Raw genomic sequence first — 19263 nt, 5'->3', positions numbered from 1 at the left:
GAGGCTGTGGTGACCCCCTCCATCGTGATCGGTGTGACCCGTTATGGCCTCTCGAGTCCTCTTGCGCCCTGACGGAATACGACATTCCGGGGGTCGCGGGCGGCGGGGCGCGTGAAGGATCTGCATAATCTCTGGAGTTTGAATGGGGAGGGACGAACACGTGATCGATCCGACGGGGCACCAGGGGCGCTCGGGGCAGCAAGGGCTGCCGTGCCCGGAGTGCGGGGTGCTCCGCGCGCTCGACAACACCCCGTCCTGCGCCTGCGCCCGGCGCGCCTCCGAGGCCCAGCGCGACACGCGCACGACGGAGGCGGCCGCCGCGGAGGACTTCGATCCGTTGCGCATACGGCCCTACGTCGAGCTGGGAACCGGGGCCGGGGGCGAGCCCGGGGACACGTTCGGGGGCGAGCCCGCAGGCACGTTCGGGAGCGAGCCCGGGGCGAGGGGCTCCGTCGGCCCGGCCGACGTGACCATGCCGCTGCCGACCGTGCCGGCCGCTCCCGCCGTTCCGGCCGCTCCCGCTATTCCGGCCGCTCCCGCTATTCCGGCCGACGCGACGATGCCCCTGCGCACCGTGCCCCCCGGCGGCCCGGCGCCGGACATGACGGCGGCGCTGCCCACTCCCCTGGCGTCGTCCGCCTCCGAGCCCAGCACGACCGATCTGAGCCTGTTCGAGGCGGCGGACGTCGGCACCGCGCACCCCGACGACGAGGAACCGCACCGCCCGCGCCGTCGCCGCGCGCTGCTGGTCGCGACGACCGCGGCTGTCGTGGCCGTGGTGGCGGCGGCCGGGTTCGCCTCCGGGCTGTTCACCTACGAGAAGCCGACCCGGGACGGGGCCACTCCCGAGGATGTGCGGGCGGCCGTGCCGGACGCCTCCACCAGCGCGGCCTCGGCATCGGCGGCACCGAGTCGCTCCGCGTCCCCGTCGGCCTCCGAGGCCTCGCCGTCGCCTTCCGAGAGCGAGAGCGCGTCGCCCTCCGCGTCGGAGTCGAACGCCTCGCCCTCGGCGTCCCCGTCGGCCGAGGCCGGCCTGACCACGCCCACCGCCCGCGCGACCGGCTCCCTGGCGCCCGGGAACGGGGCCGACAACGAGGACGACGACCCGGACGACGCGGTCGTCCTGCGGCGTGGCGACAAGGGCGCGGAGGTGACCGAACTCCAGTCGCGGCTGCGCCAGCTGTTCCTCTACAACGGCGAGGTCGACGGCACGTTCAGCGCCGAGGTCGAGGACGCCCTGCGCAACTACCAGTGGTCCCGGGGCACGACGGAGGACGGCCTGGGCGTGTACGGGGCGCTGACCCGGGCCCGCCTGGAGTCGGAGACGACGGAACCGTAGACCCGCGGGACCACGCGCCCCGCCGGGCCTCACGCACAGTGGATCCGCACCCCGGACGCGTCCGGTTCGACCCGCACCTGCCGCAGATCACGGACCAGCACGTCGGGTCCGTGCGCCGCCGCGCGCGGTCCCACTCCCACGACCCGCATCCCGGCGGCCCGGCCGGCCGCGATGCCCGCCCCGGAGTCCTCGAACACCACGCAGTCGGCCGGGGCGATCCCCAGCTCGGCCGCGCCCTTCAGGAAGCCCTCGGGGTCCGGCTTGCTCGCGCCCACCGACTCGGCGGTGACGCGCACGTCCGGAAGCGCCAGTCCGGCCGCGGCCATCCGGGCCGTCGACAGCGGGACGTCCGCCGAGGTGACCAGCGCGTGCGGGACGCCCGACACGGAGGCGAGGAACTCCGGCGCGCCGGGCACCGGCACGACGCCGTCCATGTCGGCGGTCTCCTCGGCCAGCATCCGCGCGTTGTCCGCGTGGTTGAGGTGCACCGGCCGGGTGGGCAGCAGTACGGCCATCGAGGCGTATCCCTGCCGGCCGTGGACGACCTTCATGACCTCGTCCCCGTCGAGCCCGTGCGCGTCGGCCCAGCGCCGCCAGACCCGCTCCACGACGGCGTCGGAGTTCACGAGGGTGCCGTCCATGTCGAGCAGGAGGGCGCGGGCGGTCAGGACCGGCATCAGCAGCTCCAGGTAGGAAGAGACAAGGCGGCCCCGCCCGCCGGTCAGGGAAAACGGACGGGAGCCACTTTGTTTCTCTACGGTACAAAACAAGTCGGGTCCACCGCCACCCCGGCCACGAAGTGCCCGGGAGCGTTCACCCGCCGTTCAGCTCAGCCGGCGATCGCCTCCCACAGGCTCCACACCCCGAGCGCCAGCATCAGCAGCGCCGCGACCTGCGTGATCAGCTTCAGCGGCACCCGCTTCATCAGCGCCTTTCCGCCGACGATGCCGAGCCCGGCCACCGCCCACAGCGCCAGCACCGCACCCAGTCCGACCGAGAGCGGATCGTCGTAGCGGGCGGCGAGGTTCGCCGTCATGATCTGGGTGAGGTCGCCGAACTCGGCGACGAGGATCAGCATGAAGCCCGCGCCCGCGACCTTCCAGAAGGACTGGTTCTCCGGCCGCCGGACCTCCTCCTCGCCCTCGTCCTTCTTCAGCAGCAGCACCGCCGCGCCGCCCAGGAACAGCACACCGGTCAGCGCGTGCACGAGCTGCTGCGGGAGCAGGGTCAGCACACTGCCCGCCGCGACGGCCAGCACGACATGCAGCGTGAAGGCGGCGGCGACTCCGGCGAAGACGTAGGAGGCGCGGTAGCGGGTGCCGAGGACGAGGCCGGCGAGCGCGGTCTTGTCCGGTAGTTCCGCCAGGAAGACGACGCCGAAGACGAGCGCCGTCACGGTGATGCTGATCAAGATTCCTCAATCGGTCGGGGGCCGCCCCGCCGAGAGTCCTGAGCGTTCAGGAGAAAAGACACCTCGGCACGGCAGCACACATGTCATCCGTGCCGAGGGGCACGGATGTGCACTGCTTGCCGAAGGTCTCGCTGGCCGGCCCTGTGACGGGTCTGCCTCCGGGCGCCGGCTCAGACGAGCTGAGCAGTATGTCGACGGTCCGGCGAAGAGCTACTCCCCTTCTGCGCTCCCCATTGTACGAGATCGTTCTGCCATAAACCTTGTCGTGTCATGTACGTGTCACTAGCTTCTAACCGGACGCACATCTCCCCGCAATGTGCGGCCGCGAGCATTCCCTCGCTCGCGCTCCAACACCCCGCCTCCCCCATGGAGTTCGCATGTCGAAGTTCTACGCGCGTGGACGGCTGAGCATAGTCGCCGCCCTCACCGGCCTCATAGCCTCGGTCGGGCTTCTCAACTCCCCGACCGCCTCCGCCGCGCTCCCCACCCCGGTGAGCGCCGCCACCGCCCGCACCTACCTCGCCTCGCTCACGGTGAAGACCGAGAGCCGCACCGGGTACGACCGCGACCTGTTCCCCACCTGGATCACCATCAGCGGCACGTGCAACACGCGTGAGTACATCCTCAAGCGGGACGGTACGAACGTCGTCACCAACTCCGCCTGCACCGCCACCAGCGGCAGCTGGTACTCCCCGTACGACGGCGCCACCTGGACCGCCGCCTCCGACCTCGACATCGACCACATGGTGCCGCTCGCCGAGGCCTGGGACTCCGGGGCCAGTGCCTGGACCACCGCCCAGCGCCAGGCCTTCGCCAACGACGTCACCCGCCCGCAGCTGATCGCCGTCACGGACAACGTGAACCAGTCCAAGAGCGACCAGGACCCGGCCGAGTGGATGCCGTCGGTCACCTCGTACCGCTGCACCTACGTCCGCGCCTGGGTGCAGGTGAAGTACTACTACAACCTCGCGGTCGACTCCGCCGAGAAGAGCGCGCTCACCAGCTACCTCGCGAGCTGCTGATCGACTCGTGACCGCAGGGATCTCGCCACTCCCCTCCGTCGTTCCGTACCGTACGGGGCGACGGAGGAGGGCGATCGCGTGGCCGAACTGCGGCTGGGACCACTACTGAGATACGCCGACGGCTCGACGGCGACCGTATGGGTCGAGGCGAGCCGCCCGTGCGCCACCGAGGTGCGCTGCGCGGACGGCGCGGGCGGCACCGCCCACACCTTCCAGGTGGCGGGCCACCACTACGCCCTCGTCCAGGTGACGGGCCTGACGGCGGGCACGGCCACGGCGTACGAGGTGCTCCTCGACGGCGCCCGCGTGTGGCCGCTGCCCGACTCCGACTTCCCGCCCTCGGAGATCCGCACCCCCGCCGCGGTCGGCGCCGACGGCGACGGCGACGAGGTCCGGGTGGCGTTCGGCTCCTGCCGCTGGGCGGCGCCCCCGGCCGGCGGGCACGACCCCGTGGGTCCCGACGCCCTCGACAGCCTGGCCGCGTGCCTCGCCGCCGATCCGACGGCCGAACGGCCCGACGTACTGCTGCTCCTCGGCGACCAGGTGTACGCCGACGAGGTCTCCGACGCGACCAAGGAGCGCATCTCCGCCCGGCGCGGCCTCACCGACGCACCGGGCGCCGAGGTCGCGGACTTCGAGGAGTACACCTGGCTCTACTACGAGTCCTGGCTCGACCCCGAGGTGCGCTGGCTGCTGTCCACCGTGCCCAGCTGCATGGTCTTCGACGACCATGACGTCATCGACGACTGGAACACCTCCGCCTCCTGGCTGGCCGACATGCGGGCCACCCCCTGGTGGCGCGAGCGGCTGCTGAGCGGCCTGATGTCGTACTGGGTGCACCAGCACCTCGGGAACCTCTCCCCGGCCGAGCTGGCCACCGACCCGCTCTACGCCGCCGTGCGCGAGGCCCCCGACGGCACCGACGCACTGCGCGCCTTCGCCTGCCGTGCCGACGCGGACCCGGCGTCCGTGCGGTGGAGCTACCGGCGCGACTTCGGGCGGGTGCGGCTGCTGATGGTCGACAGCAGGGCGGCGCGGGTCCTCGACGAGGGCGAGCGCTCGATGCTCCACCCGGGCGAGTGGACGTGGCTGCGCGAACAGACCCACGACGGTCCCGGCTCCTACGACCACCTCCTGATCGGCACCTCGCTGCCCTGGCTGCTGCCGCATCTGGTGCACGACGCCGAGGAGTGGGACGCGGCGCTGTGCCGGGGCGAGCGCGGGGCGCGCTGGGCCCGTATCGGCGAGAAGGTGCGGCGGGGGGCGGATCTGGAACACTGGGCGGCCTTCCCCGATTCCTTCGCCGCACTGGCGGAGCTGATCGCCGAGACGGGAACGGGGACGGGGGCGCCGGCGAGCGTGCTCGTGCTCTCCGGGGACGTGCACCACGCGTACGTGGCCGAGCCGTACTGGCACGAGGGCGACGGCCCCGACGCGCGGGTGCTCCAGCTCACCTGCTCCCCCGTGCACAACTCGGTCCCGCCGTCGATCCGGGTGGGCTTCCGCTTCGGCTGGAGCGCCGTGGCCCGGGCGCTCGGCCGCCGTCTGCGTCGGCACGGCCGCTGTCCCCGGCCGCCCGTCGGCTGGCGCAAGAAGGGCGGGCCGTGGTTCGGCAACCAGCTCATGTTCCTCACCCTGCGCGGGCGTTCGGCCCGGCTGCGGCTGGAGCAGGCGCAGGACGACGGGTCGCTGACGACGGTGCGGGAGTCCGACCTGACCCCCACCTGATCGATCGTCAAGGTCGGCCGCACGCACGGCGGTTGGCCTTCGGGGTGCCCACGGAGGGGGTGCACTGGGTCACCGCGGCGGGTGCCCGCCCAGGGGTGGATTCGGTCACACTCTCGGATGCGGACGCGGTGGCGAGAGCCGCTCTCCGCACGGCGGTCCGGGAGGTCGAACCCCAGGCGGAAGCCCAGGCGGAGCCCCGGCCGGAACCGCGAACGGAACACCGACCGGAACCCCGTACGGAACCCGAGTCGTGGCTAAAAGTTGAACTTGCAAGCATCGATTAGGTACGCCTAACGTGTGTCGCTCATTCGGTACCGCCGCCCCCACCGACCGGTCCTTCCCCCATCCGGGACCGGCCCGACCGACACCGAAGGAGCACCCCCCACCATGTCCGCTCGCCTCAACACCGCACAGCCGTACGCGGTCGGCCTCTTCCGCATCGTCGTAGGCCTGCTCTTCGCCTGCCACGGCGCCGCCTCGCTCTTCGGCGTCCTCGGCGGCGCCGCCGGCACCGACGGCGGCACGCTCGACGCCGGCGCCTGGCCCGGCTGGTACGCGGCCGCCATCCAACTCGTCTGCGGCAGCCTGGTGCTGCTCGGCCTCGGCACCCGGGCCGCCGCGTTCCTGGCCTCGGGCTCCATGGCGTACGCCTACTTCGACGTGCACCAGCCGAGCGCCCTGTGGCCGATCCAGAACGGCGGCGAGGCCTCCGCGATGTTCTGCTGGGCCTTCCTGCTGCTGGTGTTCACCGGTTCCGGCGCCCTCGGCCTGGACCGCCTGTTCGCCGGCCGCCCGGCCACCGAGCGGGAGCCCGCGGCACGAAAGGCCACGGTTTCCGCCTGACCTCGTTCCGACGGCGCCGTGATCCGCGGTCACCCGGGCTCTTCCGACGCCCGGGTGACCGCGGATCAGCATGTGCGCGCCCCGCGTGAAGGTGCTGTGCCGAACACACGAGCCCCCCGTGAATCCACTGTCACACCCCAGGCGTACGCTGTATGGCTGGCATTGGCCGCACCTGCCGCTCCCCCGCGACACAGCGGCACGGTCGTCCGTCACGGGGGAGACACGGGGAGTCAGTGGTGTTGGAAAGTGTGGGGGCCTTGCTGGGCAGCCCATGGATCTACGCGGTGGTGGGCCTGTCGGTCCTCCTCGACGTGTTCCTGCCGGTCCTGCCCAGCGGAGTGCTCGTCATCACTGCGGCGACGGCCGCGGCGGCGGGCTCGGGCGCGGCGACCGGCCAGGTCCCGCACGACGTTCCGGACATCATGGTCCTGATCCTGTCCGCGACGACCGCCTCGGTGCTGGGCGACCTGGTGGCCTACCGGCTGGCCTGGCGCGGCGGTGAGCGCCTGGACCGGGCGATCTCCCGCTCCCGCCGGCTGACCACCGCGCAGGAACGTCTCGGCGAGGCGCTGGCCCGGGGCGGCGGCGCCCTGGTCGTCCTGGCCCGCTTCGCCCCCGCCGGCCGTTCCGTCGTCTCGCTCATCGCGGGCGCCGCCCATCGCCGCCCCCGCGAGTTCCTCCCCTGGTCCGCCCTGGCCGGCCTCTCCTGGGCGGGCTACAGCGCCGCCCTCGGCTACTTCGGCGCGCACTGGCTGGGCACGACATGGCTGGCGACCGGGGTGTCGCTGCTCGCGCTGTTCGGTGCGGGGGCCGGCGCGGCGTACGTCATGCGACGGCAGCCGACGGCGTAGGACGCGACCGGCGCCGGGCGCCCGGTGGAAATCGGAGACCGACGACAACGCCGCAGGTGGCGTGCCGCACCCCGCGACGCGCGGCATGATCCGAACGACAGGACCTAGGTGCGGGCTTCCGCGCCCCGGCCGGCCCCGCGCACCTCCAGCCCGTCCAGCAACTCCGCCGTGGCCGCGGCGATGACCTCGACCGCTCGCTCGAACACCTCCCGGTTGTGCTCGGCCGGCGCCCGGAAACCGGACACCTTACGGACGTACTGAAGGGCTGCGGCGCGCACATCGTCCTCCGTCGCCTTCTCGGGCAGGGCGGGGGGACGCAGCGTCTTGATGCTTCGGCACATGTCTCCCAGTCTCCCCCGGCGCCCCGCCCCCGTGCCATGATCACCTCCGAGGCGGCCACCGCACCCGCGGGGCCGACCGACGAGAGGGACAACAGAACATGACCAACGACATACTCAGCGTCGCCGTGCTCGGTCCCGGCGGGGTGGGCGGCCTGCTCGCGGCCCTGCTGTCGCGCGCGGGACACCGGGTGACCTGCCTGGCCGGCGAGGCGACGGCCGCGTCCCTGCGCGCCGACGGCATCCGCGTCCGCAGCACGCCGTTCGGCGACTTCACGGCCGAGGTCGCGGCGGACACCGCGCTGCGCGCGCCCGTCGACGCGGTGCTGATCACCGTCAAGCACACCGCCCTCGACGCGGCCCTGGCCCGGGTCCCCGCCTCGGCACTCGGCGCGCACACCCTCCTCGTGCCTTTCCTGAACGGCGTCGAGCACCCGGCGGTCCTGCGCGCCCGGTACCGCCCGGACCGGGTCGCCCCGGCCGTCGTCCGGGTCGAGTCGACCCGGGTCGCGCCGGGTGTGATCGAGCACGGGAGCGGCTTCGCGGAGATCGACCTGGCGGGCGACGCCGTGCCGCGCCCGCGCCTGGACGCGCTGGCGCGAGCGCTGGGGGCGGCCGGTCCGGCCGTCCGCGTCGTGCCGGACGAGACGGCCGCCCTGTGGGCGAAGATGGCCTTCCTCGCGCCCTTCGCCCTGCTCACCACCCGGCACGGTCTGCCGCTGGGCGAGATCCGCACCCGGCACCGCGAGGAACTGACCGCCCTGGTCGAGGAGACCGCCGCCGTCAGCCGTGCCTGCGGCGCCCCCGCCGACCCGGCCCGGGCGCTCGCACGCTACGACTCCTTCGCCCCTGCCACCAGGTCCTCCATGCAGCGTGACGCCGAGGCGGGGCGGCCCCTCGAACTCGACGCGATCGGCGGGGGACTGCTGCGCGCGGCCGAGCGGCACGGGGTCGCGGTGCCGGTGGCCGCGCGCCTGGTGCGCGAGCTGGCGGACGCTACCCCGTAGCGGCGGCGGGCCCGGTGCGCAGGTCGACCCACCAGTCGTTGGATCTGATCGGGTTCCCTTTCGGGTACTCGAAGTCGACCTGCCCGCGCAGGGTGAACCCGGCCTTGCGGCAGACCCCGTTGGAGGCGGCGTGCTCCGCCTCGGGGAACGCGTGCAGGGTCGGGGGGCCGCCGTTTCCGGCCCGCTGCCGTACGACGTCGACGAGCGCCCGCGCCGCCGTCGCGGCGAGCCCTCGGCCCTGGAACTCGGGCAGGATCCCCCAGCCCGTCTCCCACACCCGCTCGCCCTGCCACTCGCGCTCCCAGTACCCGATCGAGCCGACGGTCTCCCCGGACTCCGCGAGCGTGACCCGGTACATGCGCCCGGCGAACGGCTCGACATAGCGCCGGTGCCGGTCGGCGAGTTTCTCCTCGCTCTCCGGCCCGCCCAGATGCTCCGTCATCTCGGGGCTGTTGGTCCGCCGCAGCAGCCAGAAGTCGCCCTCGGACCAGGGCACCAACCGCACCTGTTCCACGTCCCGTTCATTCATGCGCGTCACCCTAGGGCCAGGGTCCGACACCGGCGGTGGCCCGCCGCCGTGCGAGGCTGCGGGGAGGAACCAGCCAGCGCCCCCACCCCGGGTGGGGGGTGAAGGGACACCAGTGATCAGCCCCGCTCCGCACGGCCCGCGCTCCGCGCCCCCGGTACTCGCCTACGACGGGGACTGCGGCTTCTGCCAGACGTCCGTCGACCGCATCCGCGACCTCGCCGCACCGACGCTGCAAGCGGTTCCCTGGCAGTTCCTGCCGGCCGAGTCGACCGCGCCGCATCTCGAACGGCTGGACCGGGAGGTGTTGTTGCTGCGCGGCGGCACGGTCCTCGCGGGCGGGGCCGACGCACTGGCCCGCTGGCTCGGCACCTCGCCGTCCGCCGGGTACCGCACGCTCTCCGCCGTCCTGCGGCTGCCCGGCGTCCGGGACTGCGCCCGCGTGGTCTACCGCTGGGTGTCGCGCAACCGCCACCGCCTGCCCGGTGCCACCCCGGCGTGCGCGGTCCCGCCGCGCGGCGAGTGAGCCCCCTCGTGCGTCGTCGCGTCCCGACCTGCGTCCTCACCCCCACGGGCCCGCCCGCCCTCGCCGACGGTCACGCCGTCGACCGCTACGTCGAGATCGGCTCGCTCACCAAGGTCGTCACGGGCACGGCGCTGATCCGGATGGCCTCGGCCGGGGTGCTCGCCCTCGACGACCCGCTCGAACGGTGGCTCCCGGAGGCCCCCGCGACCGGGATCACCCTCCTGCACCTGGCCCGGCACACCTCCGGCCTCCCGCGGCTGCCACCCGGCCGCCTCCCGCCCCGGGACCCGTACGCGGCGTTCGACCGCTCCGCGCTGCACGCGCTCCTCCCCCGGCTGGACACGCTCGCCACCCGTCCCCCGGGCCGGGAGGAGGAGTACTCCAACCTCGGGTACGCCGTCCTCGGCGCGGCCCTGGCCGCCGCGGCCGGGACGACCTACGAGGAACTGGTGACCGCGTACGTGCTGCGTCCGCTGGACGTCACGGAGATGACCGCCCGCCCGGTTCCGGCGCGCCGACTGCCGGCCCCGGGCCTGTTCGGCAGGGGGCGCAGGCCGTGGACGATGGACGGCGCGATGCTCCCGGCGGGCGGGCTGTGGGCCACGCCCCGCGCGGTGGCCGACCTGGTCGTACGGCTGCTGGTGGAGCGCCGGCTGGGGGATCCCGCGCCCACCTGGGTGACGACCGGTCCGCTGCGCTGGCACAACGGGGCGACGCGCCACGCCTCGCTCTTCACCGGGGCCACGGCGGACGGCGGTTGGGTGGTCGTCCACCGCCTCAACGCCGACCCGGAGGGCACGGACCGGCTGGGCGTCGAGCTCCTCGAACGGAGCCGGACGGACACCGCGGACACCGGCGACTCCTGAGACGCAATCGAACATACGTTCACAGGAACACCCCCGAGGAGCTCGCCACTCAAATTCGAACAGGCGTACCATTGCCGCGTGGCTACGACCTATGACTTTCCGAGCGACCTGCGCGCCGGTCAGGAGGAGCTGCATCAGGTCAGGGCCGAGCTGTCGGCACTGCTGAAGCGGCTTCCCTGGTCGGTCGAGCCCCTGGACGGCTTCAGCGACGACACCGGCTGGCGCAAGACCGAGCGCCCCGCGTCCCCCGGCTGGACGGCCGACGAGCAGGCCGAGGTGGAGAAGCTCCGGCAGCGGGAGCACGAGCTCGCGGTGTTCGTGTCCTGCCACCGCTTCTGGGCGGAGGTCGCGGTCCCGGACCGGGTGGCGGCCCGCATGAGCCTCAAGCACACGCACGGGACCCCACCGGGGCACGGCGCCTAGCACCGGCCTGCGCCGCCCCCGGGACACCCGCACCCGGGACTCGCGGGACACGCGGACCACCCGGACCACCCGGACCACGCGGGACTCGCGGGACTCGCGGGACACGCGACGCGGGACAGGGAGCATGCGACACGGGACATGCGAAAGGGCCCCCGGATCTCTCCGGAGGCCCTTTCCCTCACCTGGTGGGCGCGGACGGTTTCGAACCGCCGACATCCTGCTTGTAAGGCAGGCGCTCTACCCCTGAGCTACGCACCCGGGACGAGTCGACAGCCTACATTGCCCTGGGCGGTGCCCGGCAAACCCGTATCCGGGGGCTAGCCCCACCCCGGATCCGGGCGCCTCCCGGATCCTGCGGAGGCCGGCGGCTCCCTAGTGTCGTCAGGGCAACGCCAAGCAGCCCAGGGGGAGATCACCATGGCACGTACGTCACTTTCGGTCCGCGCGGTCCTCGCCACCGGGGCCGTCGTTGCCCTGGCCGCAGGCACGACCGCCTGCGGCGCCTCCGCCGCCGACGACGAGCATCCCGATCACCGCGCCTTCGCCCTTCAGGGCCGCACGCTCACCATCGACTCCGACGACTCGGCGCTCGAGATCGTCGCGTCGGACACGGCCGAGGCGGGCAAGGTCGACGTCACCCGGTGGTTCCAGGGGTCGGTCACCATCGGCAAGGAGCCCAAGGTGACCTGGTCGATGAAGGACGACCGGCTGACGTTGCGCCTGCGCTGCTCCGGAGTGGTCGCCGACTGCGCCGCCAAGCACCGCATCGAGGTGCCCCGGGGCGTCGCGGTGAAGGTCGGGAGCGACGACGGCAGCGTCCGGGCACGGGGCTTCCGGGACGCGCTGAGCGTGCGCACCGAGGACGGCTCCGTGCACGTCACCGACTCGAGCGGACCGCTGGAACTGCGCAGCGACGACGGCTCCGTACGCGCCGAGGTCGCCTCCCGCACGGTGGACGCGCGCACCGCCGACGGCTCGGTCCGCCTGACGCTGGCCGCCGTACCGGACCGGGTGGAGTCCGTCAGCGACGACGGATCGGTGACGATCACATTGCCCGACGCGACCTACCGGGTGACCACGAAGACCGACGACGGCGGGGTGGACGTGTCCGTACCGCGCGACGAGTCCAGCACGCACGTCGTGAACGCCCGCACCGCCGACGGCAAAGTCACTGTCAGGAACGCGAACTAACGGGCCCGTGTGTTCGTCCTTAACCGGTGGGAGAATGACACCGGGCAGGGCGGATCACAGCACGGGAGAGGGATGTGACGGCGACACCAGCGCAGCCGTATTCGCCGTTGGTGCCGCGCGCACAGCGCCGCCGTGCACACCGGGGACCGCACGCGCTCCGGGACACCCTCACCCTCGTCGCCCTCCCCCTCGTGGCCGCCCTCGCGCTGCCCGCCGCGTTCGCCGGCGGCGGCACCCGGCGCTGGTTCGGCGGGCGGGCGGAGGGACAGCGGGCCGAGGCCCAGGCCGCCAAGGACGCGGCGGCGGCCGCCTTCTACGAGCTGGACACCGCCCAGCGCGACCTGCGGATCTCGATCGAGACGATCAGGGCCGTGGACGACACGCCGGCCGCCCGGCGCGCCGTCTCCGACTTCGAGGCCGTCGGCAGGCGGATCGACGAGGCCAGCCACCAGTACATCGACGCCGTCGACGCCCATGACCTCGACCGGGACGACCTGGAGGCCTCGGCGGCCGCCCAGGCGCGCACCGAGCTGACCCGCGCCAAGGACGAGCTGGGCCGCGTCAAGCAGGAGCTGGACCGGTTCGCCGACGGGCTGGGCCCGCTGCTCGGCAAGGCCGAGACCCAGCTGGCCCGCCTCGCGCCCGCCGTGGAGCGGGCCCGGCAGGCGCTGCTGGCGGCCTCGAACGCGCTGGACGCCGTACGGGAGAGCGGGCTGCGGGCGGACGCTCTCGCGGCGCGGCTGGCGGCGCTGGCGCCCGAGCTGACGAAGCTGAACCAGGGCGCGGGCCAGCACGGCGTGCCGCAGACGCTGGAGCGGGCGGAGCGGGTGGCGCGGGAGGCCGAGGCGGTCCGGGTGGAGGCGGAGCGGCTGCCGGAGCGGGCCGCCGAGATCGACCACCGGCTCGTCTCGCTGCGTACCCGCGCCCAGGCGCTGACGACCCGCTCGGGGCAGGTGGAGCCGATCCTGAGCGAGCTGCGGCGGCGGTTCTCGGCCGCCTGCTGGCAGGACCTCCAGCACGTCCCGGACCAGGCCGGGGAGAACGTGGCGCAGGCCGAGGCGAAGCTCGACGAGGCGCGTGGCGCGCGGGACGCGCAGCGCTGGCCGGACGCCACCGCGCTGCTGTCGACGGTGCGCGCCCTGCTGAACAGCACGGACGAGGCCGTCTCGGCCGCCGGTGACCGGCTGACCAGGCTGAACGCCGTACAGAAGGATCCGCAGGCGGAGATCGACCGATCCCGGTTCGCGATCCGGGACGCCCAGCGGCTGGCGATGGCGGGGCGCAACACCCCCGACCCCCGGCACGCGCGCCCGCTGGACGACTCGGTGGCCCGGCTGGATCGGGCGATCGCCACGCTGGAGGGCCGGCACCCCGACTACTGGCACTTCCTGACCGAGACGGAGGCCGTCCGGCATGCGGTGGCGGACGTGGTGGCCGGGATCCGTGAGGAGCGCGGCACGGGGCACTGACATTGCCCCGGACGCCCGGTGGGCGGATATTGAAGGTACGCGCCCGGCGGGCGGATATCGAAGGTACGTACGACCTCCATCGGCGCATCCACCCTCAGGGAGGCGGAGATGGCCACACACGCAGTGCACGGCCGGTCCAGGCGGCGGATCAATTTCGACGAGCATCTGCCGGTCGACCACCATCTGAACCTGGTCTACCGGATCGGCGCCGGGCTGATGGGCCTGGGTCTGATCGTCTTCGGGATCTTCGGGATCGTCCACAGCATCGGCTTCTTCGACACCGGCGGGGACGAGGTGTGGAGCCTCAACACCAACGGGGCGCTCAGCTGGCTGTCGATCGCCGTCGGGCTGCTGCTGCTCGTGGGCATGGTGATCGGCGGGAACTTCGCGTCCACGCTGAACATGGTGCTGGGCGTCCTCTTCGTCCTCAGCGGCTTCGTGAACATGGCGCTGCTGGAGACGGACTACAACTTCCTGGCCTTCAAGATCCAGAACTGCATGCTCAGCTTCGTGATCGGGATCCTGCTGCTCGTCTTCGGGATGTACGGCAGGGTGGGGTCCGCCCTGCCGCACGACAACCCGTACTGGCGGGCCCGCCACCCCCAGGAGTGACGGGCCGGCCGGATCAGGTGCGGTAGGCGTAGAAGTACGCGGTCGGGTACGACGAGACGAGGCTCGCCACCGACCTGCGCAGGGTGTTGTTCGAGTGGTAGGTCACGTACGGCACGCCGCCGCTCTTGGCGGTGACGATCATCGTGTGGTCCTTGGACCCGTCGCGGTCGAAGTCCATCTGGAGGACGTCGCCGACCTCGAGCTGGTAGACGTTGGCGAGCGCGGTGGTCCGCTTGGAGTTCTGGGCGAACCAGGACCACTCGTTGACGCCGACGAACGAGTCGGACTGGATGTCGGCGTTGCCGAACCACTTGGTGTAGTCGTACACGTAGCCGGGGACGTGCTTCCAGCCGCCCGCCTTGAGGGACTGGCTGACGAAGTTGGTGCAGTCGCCGCCGGCGCCGTGGCCGTTGTAGTCCGGGTAGTCCTTGTTGTAGACGTTCCAGTACTTCTCGGCGTAGGCCGCCATCGCCTTGTAGTCGAAGGCGGTGCCGGTCTTCGGGACGGCGACCGGATTGCGGGTGGTCGCCGCGCGCGCGGCGTTCGGCATGGTGTCGTCCGCCGTCGTGGCCGCCTTGACGGACGTCGGCTTGGTGAGCGCGTTCACCGCGAGACCGCCCTGGTCGGTGTCGCGGATGTCCGTGAGCTGCCAGTTGCCCTGCTGGTCGGCCTTGAACGTCAGCTCGTGCTGGGCCTCGAAGCCGGTGCTCTTCGGCTCGTCGCCGCTGACCTTCTGGTAGGTCAGTGTCGTGCTCTCGGTGACCGCGGCCTTGGCGGTACGGCCGGTCACCCGCGTGGCGTTCAGGGTGACGATGGTGCTGGCCTTGCTGTACTTCTCGCCGGCCTTCGCCAGCTTGTCCTTGCGGTCGCCCAGCGTGGACAGGGCGGCGTCCTCGGTGCGGGCCGTGCCGGAGGACAGCTTGACGTCACCGGAGAAACCGTCGGTCAGCGGCTTCTTCCGGTCGCCCTGCTTGCCGGCGACCAGGGCGTCGGTGCGGTCGGTGAAGACCGCGTCCGCCAGCCGCTGGAACGTGGCCTTGGTCCGGGCGTCCACCTTGGGGTCGTCGACCACGGCGGCACCGGCGGACCAGTTGGGCAGCAGCGCCACTCCGGCGACGACCGAGGTGGCGGCTGCCCCGAGTATCGCGACGCGGCGGCGAGTCGCGCTCAATTTCCTTGACTTCACGGATGTTTCCCCTCTTGCCCCGGCGGAGGGATGCCGGGAAGGGCATCTTTGCATGGCGTGTGTGGCCGTTGTGAAGAGGGGACTCGGTTGAGGTTTGGTTACTTCACGACGGTCGACCAGTCCGGATTCTGCGCCGGGTCCAGGGTGCGCAGCCGCTCGAGCGTCGCCGGCGTCTGCACGTCCATCCAGTCGGCCAACTCCTGGAAGGACACGCACTTGACGTCCTTCTTGGTGCACACGTTCTCGATGACCTGGTCGACGGACTTCATGTAGATGCCGCCGTTCCACTCCTCGAAGTGGTTGCCGATGAACAGGGGGGCGCGGCTGCCGTAGTACACGCGGTTGAAGCCGGCCATGTAGGCGTCGACGGTCTCCTGCTCCCACGTCGGGTACTGGGCCGAGTCGCCGTCGACCTCGCCGTCGGACTGGTTGTAGAGGAAGTTGAAGTCCATGGACAGGCCCTGGTACTTGCCGCCGTCGTAGGGCAGCAGTTGCAGCGGGAAGTCCCAGAGGCCGTTCTTCTTCGTCGGCCAGATCTGGAAGTCACCGGTGGAGCTGGCGTCGTAGCGCCAGCCGTAGCTCTTGGCGGCCTTCAGCAGGTTCGCCTGGCCCTCCAGGCAGGGCGCGCGGCCGCCGACGACCGCCTTCTTGAAGTCGAAGGGCAGCGGGTCGATGTCCTTGTAGCCGGTGTTGGTCTTCCAGTTCTCCACGAAGGAGTAGAACTGGTCGATCTCGCTCTTCCACTCCTCGACGCTCCAGTCTCCGCCGCCCTTGGCGCCGCAGAAGTGGCCGTTGAAGTGGGTGCCGATCTCGTTCCCCTCCTTCCACGCCTCGCCGAGCTGCTCCAGCGTGGTGCGGATGTGCTCGTCGGTGGGGAAGCTGATGGCCGCCGTGCCCTTGGGGTGCTGGGGCGGGGAGTACAGGTCCTTCTTGCTCTTGGGCAGCAGGTAGATGCCGGTGAGGAAGAAGGTCATGTGGGCGTTGTACTCCTCGGCCATCTTCCGGTAGTGCTCGAAGAGGCCGTCGTCGCCCATGAGCGCGCCGTCCCAGGAGAAGACCACGAACTGGGGCGGCTTCTCCCCCGGCTTGAGTGGAACCGCTTTCAACTGCTGCGTCTGCGGTCCCGTGTACGAGGTGGAGCCGTCCCCCAGGACATGCGTCTTGCCGTCCCACTCCGGCTCCTTGGTGGCCCCCGCCGACGCCTTCTTGTTCTCCCCCGAGGACGCGGTCGGCGTGGTGTTCGTCGTGCTGTTGAGCACCAGGTAGCCGGCCACCAGGGACGCGACGACGAGCAGCGCCGCAAGCGTCAGGAACCCCGGGTGCGTGGTGGCGGGGTGGCGCGTTGCGCGCGTTGCCGGAGCCTTGCGGCGGCGGCCCGACGGTGACTTCATGTGCGGATCATTCTCCGGATTTCGGGGACGCGGGTGCCCGTGTCGGTGGTCAGCCGAGCGGGCTCATGGCACCTGACCAGATGCCGTACGGAACGCTGTCGTCGGTCGTGCCGGCGATGCCCTTCAGTGGAAGCGGTTGGAGACTCTTGCCGAGGTCGATGCGGTAGACGACGACCGCCGTGGACACGGCCTTGGCCGTGCCGACGTACCAGGCCGCGGTGTCGTCCTGGGTGGTGCCCGCCTTCCCGGCCACCTGACCGAGCGAGCCGGCCCGGGCCGCCGCCCGCTGCGAGGCGGGCACGTCGTCCGGGTGGGCGGTACGGAAGGAGTCCGCGAGCGCGGAGTTGACCTCCTCGGCCACGTCGGCGCCGAACGCCCGGTCGACGGCCGGGGTGTCCAGGACGACCTTGGTGCCGTTCTTGGTGATCAGGCGCACCGAGTACGGCTCGGTGTGCTTGCCGCCCGCGGCGAAGGTGGCGTAGCCGCTCGCCATGCGGATCGCGCTGGGCGTGGAGCTGCCCATGGACAGCGCGGGCACCTGCGCCCCGATGCTGGAGGAGAGCAGCCCGGACTTCTCGGCGGTGGCCCGCACCTTGTCGAGCCCGGTGTCCATGCCGAGCTGCATGAACGGCGTGTTCACCGACAGCTCCAGCGCCCGGTGCAGGGAGATCTGCCCGTACGACTCGCCGTCGTCGTTCTTCGCGGCCACCACCTTGCCGCTGCGGTCCCAGTACGGCCCCTCGGGCGTCGTCACCGGCACCTTGTCGCCGCCGTCGTACAGCGTCTCCCCGGTGACCGGGGTGGTGTCCCCGTCGCGGGTCGTGTGGATCCCGTTCTCCAGGCCGGCGGCGTACACGAACGGCAGGAACGCGCTGCCGGCCGAGACGGTGGTGGCGTTGGACTCGTTGTAGCCCTGCGTACGGTGGTCGGCGCCGCCGTAGACGGCGAGGATCCGCCCGTCGGAGGCCACTGAGGAGGCGCCGTAGTGCGCGGTCTTCGCGTTCTTCGGGTCGTCCTCCAGGGCCTTCTTGCGGGCCTTGGTGACGGCGTCGGTGAGCTGCGTCTGGCGCTTCTTGTCGAAGGTCGTGTAGATCTGGTAGCCGCCCAGGTCGAAGTCCTTGTCGGAGATGTTCCCGGACTTCTTGGCGTACTGGGAGGCGAGTTCCACCAGGTAGTCGCTCTGCTCACCGGTGTCGTAGAGCGGGTTGGACTTGAGCGGCTCGGGGAACTTCGTGTACTTGGCGCGCTCGGCCTTCGACAGTTTGCCGATGTCGACCATCCGGTCCAGGGTCCATGACCAGCGTTCCACGGCCCGGGCCCGGTTGGCCGAGTTCAGGGTCGGGTCGTACAGGCCCGCGCCCTTGAGCAGGGAGGCGAGGAACGCGGCTTCGCTGGCGTTGAGTTCGCCGACGTCCTTGCCGTAGTAGGCCTGGGCGGCGCGCTGGATGCCGTAGGTGCCGCGGCCGAACCAGCTGGTGTTGAGGTAGCCCTCGAGGATGTCGTCCTTGCTCATCTGGTTGTCGAGCTTGAGGGCGATCATGGCCTCGGTGAACTTGCGGCTGACCGTCTGGTTCTGGTTCAGGTAGACGTTCTTCACGTACTGCTGGGTGATCGTGGAGCCACCCTGGGTGTCGCCCTGGCCGATGGTGCGGAACAGGGCGCGGCTGATGCCCTTGAAGGAGATGCCGGGGTCGCTGTAGAAACTGGCGTTCTCGGCGGCCAGCACCGCCCAGCGGACGTCCTCGGGGATGTCCTTCAGCGGCATCGCCTGCCGCTGCACCCAGCCGGTGCGGGCCATCGGCGTCCCGTCGGCCCAGAAGTACACGTTGTCCTGCTGGGTGGCGTACGAGTTGATGTTGTCCGGGACGTCGGTGGCCGCGTAGGCGACGACCAGGAGCATGCTGCTCAGGCCTATGGACGTGAGGACGCCGCCGAGCCACTGCCGCCAGGAGGGTATCCAGCGCCGCCAGTCGGTACGGCCCGGGCGCGGGTACTGCGGGCGCAGCTTGCGGGCGTAGGGCGTGATACGAGCCACATACGGGGCCAGAACGGCGAGGAGCGGGGCGAGTCGAGGAGCCAGAAACGAGGAAACCCGGACAAATATGGAAGGACGGGGCGCTTTTCGGGGATTTTTCGACGAGCGCGGTTTTTCGCCACCCTCACCTTCGCCCTTATCCCTGTTCTCGCTTCCGGGCATATCCGGCATCGCCGGTATATCCGATACCCGCAGCTGCATGGTCTCGTCCGCCCGAAATGACGGCGGGAGCTTCAACTGCATGGTTTCATCCGGCTCTTGGGGCTTATCCCCCTGCCCCGCCTCGCTCACGACGCGTCTCCCTCCGCACTCCGTATTGCTCGCAGGCAGACGTACAGACTGACGAGGGCCTGACATGGTTGCCGTTGACGCGGCCGCAAACCTTGAACCCTCCCGACCATGGAGTTCAATGCGGCGCCCTCAAATTACCAGCGCTCTTCGCAAATTCTCCACAGAAGAAATCGACAGAAGTGAACAGAGGTGAAACTGCTGACACCAC

At 71.5% G+C, this 19263-nt stretch carries 18 protein-coding genes, 1 tRNA gene and 2 pseudogenes; 13 read left to right on the top strand and 8 right to left on the bottom strand.

Annotation, left to right across the window (positions count from 1 at the left end; all coding sequences use genetic code 11):
• The first annotated feature begins 160 nt into the window (after positions 1 to 160).
• Positions 161 to 1339, top strand: coding sequence for a peptidoglycan-binding protein (locus ACIRPU_RS03485; RefSeq protein WP_403861031.1), 1179 nt, complete (start codon positions 161 to 163; stop codon positions 1337 to 1339).
• A 29-nt stretch (positions 1340 to 1368) separates the two neighbouring features.
• On the opposite strand, the gene ACIRPU_RS03480 is transcribed toward ACIRPU_RS03485, so the two are convergent.
• Together ACIRPU_RS03480 and ACIRPU_RS03475 are read right to left on the bottom strand one after the other, a co-directional pair.
• Positions 1369 to 2016 (bottom strand): HAD-IA family hydrolase, encoded by a 648-nt coding sequence (locus tag ACIRPU_RS03480; RefSeq protein ID WP_403861028.1) that lies wholly within the window; start codon positions 2014 to 2016, stop codon positions 1369 to 1371.
• Positions 2017 to 2168: 152 nt separating this feature from the next.
• Positions 2169 to 2750 carry a TMEM165/GDT1 family protein gene (locus ACIRPU_RS03475; RefSeq protein ID WP_403861025.1) on the bottom strand — a complete coding sequence of 194 codons (582 nt, stop codon included), beginning with the start codon at positions 2748 to 2750 and terminating at the stop codon, positions 2169 to 2171.
• A gap of 377 nt (positions 2751 to 3127) precedes the next feature.
• Here ACIRPU_RS03475 and ACIRPU_RS03470 point away from each other — a divergent pair, with 377 nt between their 5' ends.
• The 5 genes and pseudogenes from ACIRPU_RS03470 (at position 3128) to ACIRPU_RS03450 (ending at position 7194) form a co-directional block, all read left to right on the top strand.
• The gene (locus tag ACIRPU_RS03470) at positions 3128 to 3772 is read left to right on the top strand and encodes an HNH endonuclease family protein (RefSeq protein ID WP_355708353.1); all 645 of its coding nucleotides are present in this window, start codon (positions 3128 to 3130) and stop codon (positions 3770 to 3772) included.
• Between the two features lie 78 nt (positions 3773 to 3850).
• Positions 3851 to 5500: an alkaline phosphatase D family protein gene (locus ACIRPU_RS03465; protein WP_403861022.1), complete on the top strand. Its 1650-nt coding sequence runs from the start codon at positions 3851 to 3853 to the stop codon at positions 5498 to 5500.
• Positions 5470 to 5784, top strand: a pseudogene (locus tag ACIRPU_RS03460) (FAD-binding protein); the annotation flags it as partial. The gene ACIRPU_RS03465 and the pseudogene ACIRPU_RS03460, both read left to right, overlap by 31 nt.
• Positions 5785 to 5887: 103 nt before the next feature.
• On the top strand, positions 5888 to 6343 hold the full coding sequence (locus tag ACIRPU_RS03455; protein ID WP_355708357.1) for a DoxX family protein: 456 nt from the start codon (positions 5888 to 5890) through the stop codon (positions 6341 to 6343).
• A 236-nt stretch (positions 6344 to 6579) separates the two neighbouring features.
• The gene (locus ACIRPU_RS03450) at positions 6580 to 7194 is read left to right on the top strand and encodes a DedA family protein (protein ID WP_385560136.1); all 615 of its coding nucleotides are present in this window, start codon (positions 6580 to 6582) and stop codon (positions 7192 to 7194) included.
• A 104-nt stretch (positions 7195 to 7298) separates the two neighbouring features.
• Here the strand turns inward: ACIRPU_RS03450 and ACIRPU_RS03445 are convergent, their stop codons facing one another.
• The gene (locus tag ACIRPU_RS03445; RefSeq protein WP_385560139.1) at positions 7299 to 7535 is read right to left on the bottom strand and encodes a DUF2277 domain-containing protein; all 237 of its coding nucleotides are present in this window, start codon (positions 7533 to 7535) and stop codon (positions 7299 to 7301) included.
• A gap of 98 nt (positions 7536 to 7633) precedes the next feature.
• On the opposite strand from ACIRPU_RS03445, the gene ACIRPU_RS03440 reads away from it, so the two are divergent.
• Positions 7634 to 8539, top strand: a complete 906-nt coding sequence (locus ACIRPU_RS03440) for a ketopantoate reductase family protein (RefSeq protein WP_403861017.1) — start codon at positions 7634 to 7636, stop codon at positions 8537 to 8539.
• On the opposite strand, the gene ACIRPU_RS03435 is transcribed toward ACIRPU_RS03440, so the two are convergent.
• Positions 8529 to 9068 carry a GNAT family N-acetyltransferase gene (locus ACIRPU_RS03435; RefSeq protein WP_403861014.1) on the bottom strand — a complete coding sequence of 180 codons (540 nt, stop codon included), beginning with the start codon at positions 9066 to 9068 and terminating at the stop codon, positions 8529 to 8531. The genes ACIRPU_RS03440 and ACIRPU_RS03435 overlap by 11 nt on opposite strands.
• A gap of 112 nt (positions 9069 to 9180) precedes the next feature.
• On the opposite strand from ACIRPU_RS03435, the gene ACIRPU_RS03430 reads away from it, so the two are divergent.
• The 3 genes from ACIRPU_RS03430 (at position 9181) to ACIRPU_RS03420 (ending at position 10880) form a co-directional block, all read left to right on the top strand.
• Positions 9181 to 9591 carry a thiol-disulfide oxidoreductase DCC family protein gene (locus ACIRPU_RS03430; protein WP_403861011.1) on the top strand — a complete coding sequence of 137 codons (411 nt, stop codon included), beginning with the start codon at positions 9181 to 9183 and terminating at the stop codon, positions 9589 to 9591.
• An 8-nt stretch (positions 9592 to 9599) separates the two neighbouring features.
• Complete coding sequence (locus ACIRPU_RS03425; RefSeq protein ID WP_403861008.1) at positions 9600 to 10457, top strand: serine hydrolase domain-containing protein; 858 nt, start codon at positions 9600 to 9602, stop codon at positions 10455 to 10457.
• Positions 10458 to 10535: 78 nt separating this feature from the next.
• The gene (locus ACIRPU_RS03420) at positions 10536 to 10880 is read left to right on the top strand and encodes a hypothetical protein (RefSeq protein ID WP_403861005.1); all 345 of its coding nucleotides are present in this window, start codon (positions 10536 to 10538) and stop codon (positions 10878 to 10880) included.
• A 183-nt stretch (positions 10881 to 11063) separates the two neighbouring features.
• Here ACIRPU_RS03420 and ACIRPU_RS03415 read toward each other — a convergent pair.
• A tRNA-Val gene (locus ACIRPU_RS03415) sits at positions 11064 to 11138 on the bottom strand.
• A gap of 159 nt (positions 11139 to 11297) precedes the next feature.
• On the opposite strand from ACIRPU_RS03415, the gene ACIRPU_RS03410 reads away from it, so the two are divergent.
• From ACIRPU_RS03410 to ACIRPU_RS03400, 3 genes and pseudogenes are all read left to right on the top strand, one after another.
• Positions 11298 to 12071: a DUF4097 family beta strand repeat-containing protein gene (locus ACIRPU_RS03410; RefSeq protein ID WP_403861002.1), complete on the top strand. Its 774-nt coding sequence runs from the start codon at positions 11298 to 11300 to the stop codon at positions 12069 to 12071.
• 74 nt (positions 12072 to 12145) lie between these two features.
• Positions 12146 to 13540: a hypothetical protein gene (locus ACIRPU_RS03405; RefSeq protein WP_403860999.1), complete on the top strand. Its 1395-nt coding sequence runs from the start codon at positions 12146 to 12148 to the stop codon at positions 13538 to 13540.
• A 108-nt stretch (positions 13541 to 13648) separates the two neighbouring features.
• Positions 13649 to 14149 (top strand): annotated as a pseudogene (locus ACIRPU_RS03400) (DUF4383 domain-containing protein); the annotation flags it as partial.
• A 16-nt stretch (positions 14150 to 14165) separates the two neighbouring features.
• Here the strand turns inward: ACIRPU_RS03400 and ACIRPU_RS03395 are convergent.
• The 3 genes from ACIRPU_RS03395 to ACIRPU_RS03385 all read right to left on the bottom strand — a co-directional run bounded on the left by ACIRPU_RS03395 (position 14166) and on the right by ACIRPU_RS03385 (position 19007).
• Positions 14166 to 15338, bottom strand: coding sequence for an amidase domain-containing protein (locus tag ACIRPU_RS03395; RefSeq protein WP_403860996.1), 1173 nt, complete (start codon positions 15336 to 15338; stop codon positions 14166 to 14168).
• Positions 15339 to 15436: 98 nt separating this feature from the next.
• Positions 15437 to 16729, bottom strand: coding sequence for a hypothetical protein (locus tag ACIRPU_RS03390; RefSeq protein ID WP_403860993.1), 1293 nt, complete (start codon positions 16727 to 16729; stop codon positions 15437 to 15439).
• A gap of 49 nt (positions 16730 to 16778) precedes the next feature.
• Positions 16779 to 19007, bottom strand: a complete 2229-nt coding sequence (locus ACIRPU_RS03385; RefSeq protein ID WP_403860990.1) for a transglycosylase domain-containing protein — start codon at positions 19005 to 19007, stop codon at positions 16779 to 16781.
• Between the last annotated feature and the right edge of the window lie 256 nt (positions 19008 to 19263).

Origin of the sequence: Streptomyces sp. NPDC102259 (assembly GCF_044766465.1) — a bacterium.
GTDB lineage: Bacteria > Actinomycetota > Actinomycetes > Streptomycetales > Streptomycetaceae > Streptomyces.
This window is presented reverse-complemented; position numbering and strand designations above follow the sequence as displayed.